6 protein-coding genes are annotated in these 6,331 nt (G+C 66.0%); 2 read left to right on the forward strand and 4 right to left on the reverse strand.

From position 1 onward, the window contains the following. Window positions 1–30 precede the first annotated feature (30 nt). The 4 genes from HRUBRA_RS12065 to HRUBRA_RS12080 all read right to left on the reverse strand — a co-directional run bounded on the left by HRUBRA_RS12065 (window position 31) and on the right by HRUBRA_RS12080 (window position 3,975). Entirely contained in the window at window positions 31–480 is a 450-nt protein-coding gene (locus HRUBRA_RS12065) for a cupin domain-containing protein (protein ID WP_035517542.1), read from the reverse strand. Between the two features lie 214 nt (window positions 481–694). Then, window positions 695–2,584, reverse strand: a complete 1,890-nt coding sequence (gene parE, locus HRUBRA_RS12070) for a DNA topoisomerase IV subunit B (RefSeq protein WP_035517543.1) — start codon at window positions 2,582–2,584, stop codon at window positions 695–697. Between the two features lie 116 nt (window positions 2,585–2,700). Continuing rightward, window positions 2,701–3,534 carry a 3',5'-cyclic-AMP phosphodiesterase gene (cpdA, locus tag HRUBRA_RS12075; RefSeq protein WP_035517544.1) on the reverse strand — a complete coding sequence of 278 codons (834 nt, stop codon included), beginning with the start codon at window positions 3,532–3,534 and terminating at the stop codon, window positions 2,701–2,703. Window positions 3,535–3,546: 12 nt separating this feature from the next. Next, a complete protein-coding gene (locus HRUBRA_RS12080; protein ID WP_236629864.1) occupies window positions 3,547–3,975 on the reverse strand; it encodes a DUF1249 domain-containing protein in 429 nt (142 codons plus the stop codon). Between the two features lie 247 nt (window positions 3,976–4,222). Between HRUBRA_RS12080 and HRUBRA_RS12085 the strand changes: the two genes are divergently transcribed. Both HRUBRA_RS12085 and HRUBRA_RS12090 read left to right on the forward strand, forming a co-directional pair. Then, entirely contained in the window at window positions 4,223–5,650 is a 1,428-nt protein-coding gene (locus HRUBRA_RS12085) for a TolC family outer membrane protein (RefSeq protein ID WP_035517546.1), read from the forward strand. A 32-nt stretch (window positions 5,651–5,682) separates the two neighbouring features. Then, entirely contained in the window at window positions 5,683–6,300 is a 618-nt protein-coding gene (locus tag HRUBRA_RS12090) for a class I SAM-dependent methyltransferase (protein WP_035517547.1), read from the forward strand. Window positions 6,301–6,331 lie beyond the last annotated feature (31 nt).

The following is a 6,331-nucleotide window of genomic DNA, read 5'->3' on the forward strand; positions in this document are numbered from 1 at the left end:
CGGGCAGCCGGGGCCGCGCCGCAGGCTTGGTCAATCGACGATATTTTCCGGCACGTTGCCCTCCCAGGCGCTTTTGAAGAAAGCAAGATCGCCGATGAAAAGCGTGTTGTCGTTCTCGTCGAGATAGGAGACCGGACCGTGACCGATATAAAGAAACTCGGTCACTTCGTCGCCACCGGCTTCCTCGTGGATTTCACCGATCTCCTCGTAGCCGTAGACACCGGCACCGGCTTCACCGCGCTCGAACTTGAGCACACCCTTGGTGATAAAGAATTCAGCGGGCGTGATGTGCTTGTGGCGGGTGAACTTCACCCCGGGCTGCAGCTGTACGTAGAGCACCCAGTCGCCGGTGACCTCGCAGTAGCGCAGGAGTTTGAACTTGACGCCCTCGGCGAGAGTGACCCAATCGATCTGATTGATATCCGCCAGCATGGCGCCGCGGACACCCGGATTGTGATCAGCGGTCGCTGTTCGGTCCATCTTTGCTCTCCTCGCTTATTGATTTGATTCTGAGAGTTTTTGCAGTCTAGACCACTCGCTCAGATTTTTGAAGAAAATTTAAAAGATTGTTCAATTCGTGCTGCAGAGCACTGGAAAGTCCGTGATACGGGCAGGTCCGGGGGATGCGGCAGGCCACGAAATGGCGGTGGAAACGAGCGACGAGCACCTGGTCGCCGCCCGGGGATGGCGGGGCTCAGGCCAGCACTTCTGCCAGGTCGCCCTTGCTCTCAAGCCAGCTCTTGCGGTCGGCAGACCGCTTCTTGGCCAGCAGCATGTCGAGGAGATTGTTGGTCTCGTCGCCGGCTTCAACGGACAGGCGTACCAGTCGGCGCGTGTCCGGATCCATGGTGGTTTCCCGCAGCTGCAGCGGGTTCATCTCGCCGAGACCCTTGAAGCGCTGCACGCCAACCTTGCCGCGCTTGCCGTCGGCGGCAATGCGGTCGAGAACGCCCTGCTTTTCCGCCTCGTCGAGGGCATAGTAGACCTCTTTGCCCACATCGATCCGGTAGAGGGGCGGCATGGCCACAAACACGTGACCTGCGGTCACCAGCGGGCGGAAGTGGCGCACGAACAGTGCACAGATGAGCGTGGCGATGTGCAGACCGTCCGAATCCGCGTCGGCAAGGATGCAGACCTTGCCGTAGCGCAGCCCCGTGAGATCGTCGCTGCCGGGATCTATACCCAGGGCGATGGAGATATTGTGCACCTCCTGGGAGGCGAGGATCTCCTGCGAATCAATCTCCCAGGTGTTCAGGATCTTCCCGCGCAGCGGCAGGATCGCCTGGAATTCCCGGTCCCGGGCCTGCTTGGCAGAGCCGCCGGCGGAGTCGCCCTCCACCAGGAACAGCTCGCTGCGCGCGGTGTCCTCGCTGGCGCAGTCCGCCAGTTTCCCGGGCAGGGCGGGCCCGGCACTGACCTTCTTGCGCGCCACTTTCTTCGCTGAACGCAGCCGCCGCTGGGCACTGTTAATGCACAGCTCCGCCAGGCGCTCGGCGTCCCCGGTGTGCTGGTTGAGCCAGAGGCTGAAGGCGTCCTTGGCGCAGCCGGACACGAAGGCCGCAGCCTCCCGGGACGACAGCCGCTCCTTGGTCTGACCGGAGAACTGCGGATCCTCGAGCTTGCTCGAGAGCACATAGCAGCAGCGCTCCCAGATATCGTCCGGCGTCAATTTCACGCCCCGGGGCAGCAGGTTGCGCAGCTCGCAGAACTCGCGCATGGCTTCAAGGAGACCGCTGCGCAGGCCGTTTACATGGGTGCCGCCCTGGGCCGTCGGAATAAGGTTGACGTAGGACTCGGCGACCACCTCGCCGCCCTCGGGGAGCCACTGCAGCGCCCAGTCCACCGCCTCGCCGGCGCCGGAAAAGCTGCCGGTGAACGGCTGCTCGGGGATCGCCGGCCAGTCGATGGTGGCATCGGCAAGATAGTCCGTGAGGCCATCCTCGTAATACCACTCCTCACTTTCGTTCTTTTTTTCGTCGCTGAAGCGAACGCGCAGGCCCGGGCACAGCACGGCCTTGGCGCGCAGCACGTGCACCAGACGCGGCACGGAGAAATTAACCGAGTCGAAGTACTGCGGATCCGGATGGAAGCGCAGGCTGGTGCCCGTGTTGCGCTTGCCGCAGCTGTCGATCACCTCGAGGTCGCGGGTCTTCTCGCCGCCAGCAAAGGCCATGCGATACACCTGTCCGTCGCGGCGGATAGTGATCTCCAGCGCCTGCGAGAGGGCATTGACCACAGAGACACCCACGCCGTGGAGACCGCCGCTGTACTGGTAGTTCTTCGACGAAAACTTGCCGCCGGCGTGGAGCGTGCAGAGGATGACCTCGACCCCCGGGCGACCTTCCCCGGGGTGCGTATCTACGGGCATCCCGCGGCCATCATCCGCCACGGTGACGGAGCCGTCGCCGTGAAGCACGACATCGATGCGGCTCGCGTGGCCTGCGAGCGCCTCATCAACGCTGTTGTCGATGACTTCCTGGGCCAGGTGGTTGGGGCGGCTGGTGTCGGTATACATGCCGGGGCGCTTTCGCACCGGCTCCAGCCCGGTAAGGACTTCGATATCTTGGGCGGTGTAGTCGCTCATGGCTCCTCGGCTAGCGGCGGGGCGCGCGTCGGTGGGACGCTGCAACGGCCGGATTGTACACGAGGGCTGACGTTACCGGCCCGCGACGACCGCTTTCCCCCGCCGGTGGCGCCGGCCTACTGGTAACCGCGGGACTCGAGGTCCACGGGCAGATCGACAGGCACACGGGTCACACCACTGTCGATGCCTCCGTCCGGGGACAGGGCCAGCCAGCGGAACCCCGGCGCCTCGTCGTCCACGGCAAAATCGCTCTGGCCGGGCTTGAACTGGACGCAGGTAGAGGGCGTGCAAAGGAGCTTCAGCCCGTTCCGATCGCGCTCCAGCGCCTGGTGTACATGCCCCCAGAGGAGGCCCCGGGCCCCGGGAAAGCGCTCCAGCACGGCGAACAGGCGGTCCGCGTCGGCCACGCGCTGCTCATCCAGCCAGGCGCAGCCTACCGGGACCGGCTGGTGGTGCAGACAGACCAGGGTAAAAAGGCCTGCCCCGGCCGCCGCCTCGAGGCCGGCCTCGAGGCGCGCCAGCTCCTCATCGCCGAGGCGCCCGCCAACCTGCCCGGGAATCTGGGAATCGAGCATCAGTACCTGCCAGACACCGAGGCGAAGCTCCCGGGGCAGGCGCGCCTCACCGGCAACGGCGACCATGGTAGCGCGGTCGTCGTGGTTACCCGGCAGCCAGAAATGTCGCGGGGTGGCCGCATCGAGATAGCTCTGGAGCCGCTCATAGGCGCCAGGGGCGCCCGCATCGGCCAGGTCACCGGTCGCCAGCAGCGCGTCCGGCGCCGGGTGGACGCGGCCGAGGGCCTCGAGGACAGAGAGAAGGGAGCGGTCGGTATCCATGCCAAGGAGCGTACCGCCGGCGGCGGCCGCGAGGTGCGTATCGGTGACCTGGACCAGCTGCACCGTACCGCCGGGATCGGAAACGGGAAGCTCTGGGACCGTGGCAGCCGGCATGGAATGCCCCCGTCAGGCCTCGGAGCGGCGCTCGACGACGCTGTCCGACAGGGGCGCGAGGCCGTGCTGGAGGCAATGCTCCAGCCAGTCGGCGAGGAAGCGGTTCTGCTGGTTTTTTTCATCCTGCTGGTGCATCGCAGGATTCGGATACTGGTAGCGGCCGCGCACGCTGCCGCTGGTCTGGAAGGAGATGACCTCGAGCATGCCGGCGTCGTGGTAGGCGCGCACATCTATACAGAGCGGCGCCAGCCAGCGCTCCACGTAGGCCAGGGAATGCAGGCGGACATGGGTGGTGTAGCGACTCCGCTCGAGGACTTCCAGCAGCACACGCTCCTCACCGAGCTGGAACTCGCGCCGGTTGCTCACCTCGTAGTCCGGAAACAACCGCACCAGCCGCGCGTAATTGGCTTCGCACAGCGCATGCAGGGCCGTCAGGTCCACCTTGTAGCGGGGCTTGGCCAGCGCCGGCTCCTCCTGGTGTGTCTCATGACAAACGATGGGGCGGGTCCTTTTTGAGACCAGCGGCCCCGCCCTTCATGGCATTGCAGCAGTGTAACACCTAAGATGAGGTCTGCTGCCGCGGGCTTCTTTTTTTGTTAACTGTTGCACACGCCCCTGCGTCGCCAGCGGGCCCCCTGTTAAACTCAGCCCGCGGCATATACCACCGACAAGACACAGGATTCATTGCATGAAACTACCTGGCGCGGCCCCTCTGGCCCTGGCCCTGGCCCTGCTCAGCGGGACCGCCGGCGCCGAGTCCCTCACTGATATCTACGAGCTGGCGCTGGAGAACGATGCCCAGCTCAAGGCCGAGGAGGCACAGTACCGGGCGTCCCTCGAAGACGAAAAGGTGGCGCTGTCAGCGCTGCTCCCCCAGGTGAGTGCGGGCTACAGCTACCAGGACTCCGATACCGAGACCACCAGCCCGGGGATCATCGGCTTTGACGGCGGCGGTACGCCAATCATTGGCGACACCTTCGACAATACCAAGGTCGACGTGGACACCTATCAGGTTTCGCTGTCTCAGGCGATCTTCGATCTCCCGGCCTGGTTCAGCTTCCAGTCGGGCAAGGAGCTGACCCGGCAGGCCGAGGCTACCTTTGCCGCCAACCAGCAGAACCTCATCGTCCGGGTCGTCGAGGCCTATCTCGCGGTGCTGCGGGCGGAAGACAACCTCGCCGCATCCCAGGCCCAGGAGCGCGCCTTCGAGCGGCAGCTGGAGCAGACTCAACAGCGTTTCGAGGTCGGCCTGATCGCCATTACCGATGTCTACGAGGCACAGGCCGCCTACGACCTCGGCCAGGTCACCCGCATCCGCGACGAAAATGCCCTGGATGTCGCCCGGGAGCGTCTGTCCGTACTCACCGGCAAGCGCCACGACAACCTCGAAGTCCTGGCCGACGCCTTCAAGCCGAAGAAGCCGGAGCCGATGGAGCGGGACGCCTGGGTCGAGTTCGCCCTCGAAAACAACTTCAACCTGAAGGCGGCACAATACGCCGAGGAGGCCGCGCGGCAGAACGCCAAGGCGCGGAAGCTGGCCCACGCGCCGACTGTGAGCGGCACCGCCCAGTACTCCGAGTCCGAGACCACGGGCTCCCGCTTCCAGGACCCGGCCGGCATCTTCAACTTCCCGCCGAACCAGGAGCGCGATTTCACCGCCTTCGGCATCGAGGTCAATCTGCCGCTCTATTCCGGTGGCGCTATCAGCGCAAACCGGCGCCGGGCAGCCCAGGAATTCATCGCGGCGCGGGAAAACCGCATCAACCTGTCGCGCAATACGGTGACCGAAGCCCGCTCCCTGCACCTCACCGTGCTCAGCGACGTGGCCCAGGTGGCGGCGCGAAAGCAGAGCATCGTCTCTTCAAAAAGCGCCCTGGACGCCACCCAGGCCGGCTACGAAGTCGGCACACGCAACGTTGTGGACGTGCTCAACGCCCAGAACACCCTGTTTGCGGCCCAGCGCGACTACGCCAACAGCCGCTACGATTACATCCTGAACATGCTGCGGCTGAAGGAGCAGGCGGGCCTGCTGAGCCCGGAAGACGTCTTCCGCCTCGACGGCTTCCTCGTAGCGCCGCCGCCACCGAAAGCCACAGAGGACAGCGCAGAAGGCTAGCCCGCGGGCGAGCATCCCTGCGCACGCCAGCCATGGGCCCGGAACTGCCCCTCGATATCGACCGCGTGCCCGGCTTCCTCGAGGCGGGGGAAGGCGCGGCCCTGTACCGGCACGGCTGCGCAGCGGTGGCGCTCGGCCCGCTGGTGGAGATCGGCAGCTACTGCGGCCGATCGACCGTGTACCTGGGCTGTGCCTGCCGCGACAGCGGCGGCGCCCTCTACGCCGTTGACCACCACCGCGGCTCCGAGGAGCACCAGCCGGGCGAGGCCTTCCACGACCCCACACTCCTCGACCCTGGCACGGGCACGGTCGATACCTTCCGCCGCTTTCGCCAGACCCTCGCGGCGGCGGGCCTGGAGCCTTTCGTGCTCCCCGTGGTGGCAGGGGGCGTGCTCTTTGCGGCGTACTTTCCCGGTCCCGCGGGCCTCGTCTTCATTGACGGCGGGCACAGCCTGGCGGCGGCGCTCGCGGACTACCGCGCCTGGGCCGGCAAGGTCGCCCGGGGCGGGGTCCTTGCCATCCACGACATCTACCCCGACCCGGCCAGCGGCGGCCAGGCCCCGGCGGCGGTACGCCGGCTGGCACTGGACTCGGGACTGTTCGAAGAAATCGACGCGGCGGGGAGCCTGCGGGTCCTGCGGCGGCTCTAGGCGGCCTCGAGGCTGAAAGCCGAAGCGGCCC

The organism is Pseudohaliea rubra DSM 19751, from assembly GCF_000764025.1.
Classification (GTDB): Bacteria; Pseudomonadota; Gammaproteobacteria; order Pseudomonadales; family Halieaceae; genus Pseudohaliea; species Pseudohaliea rubra.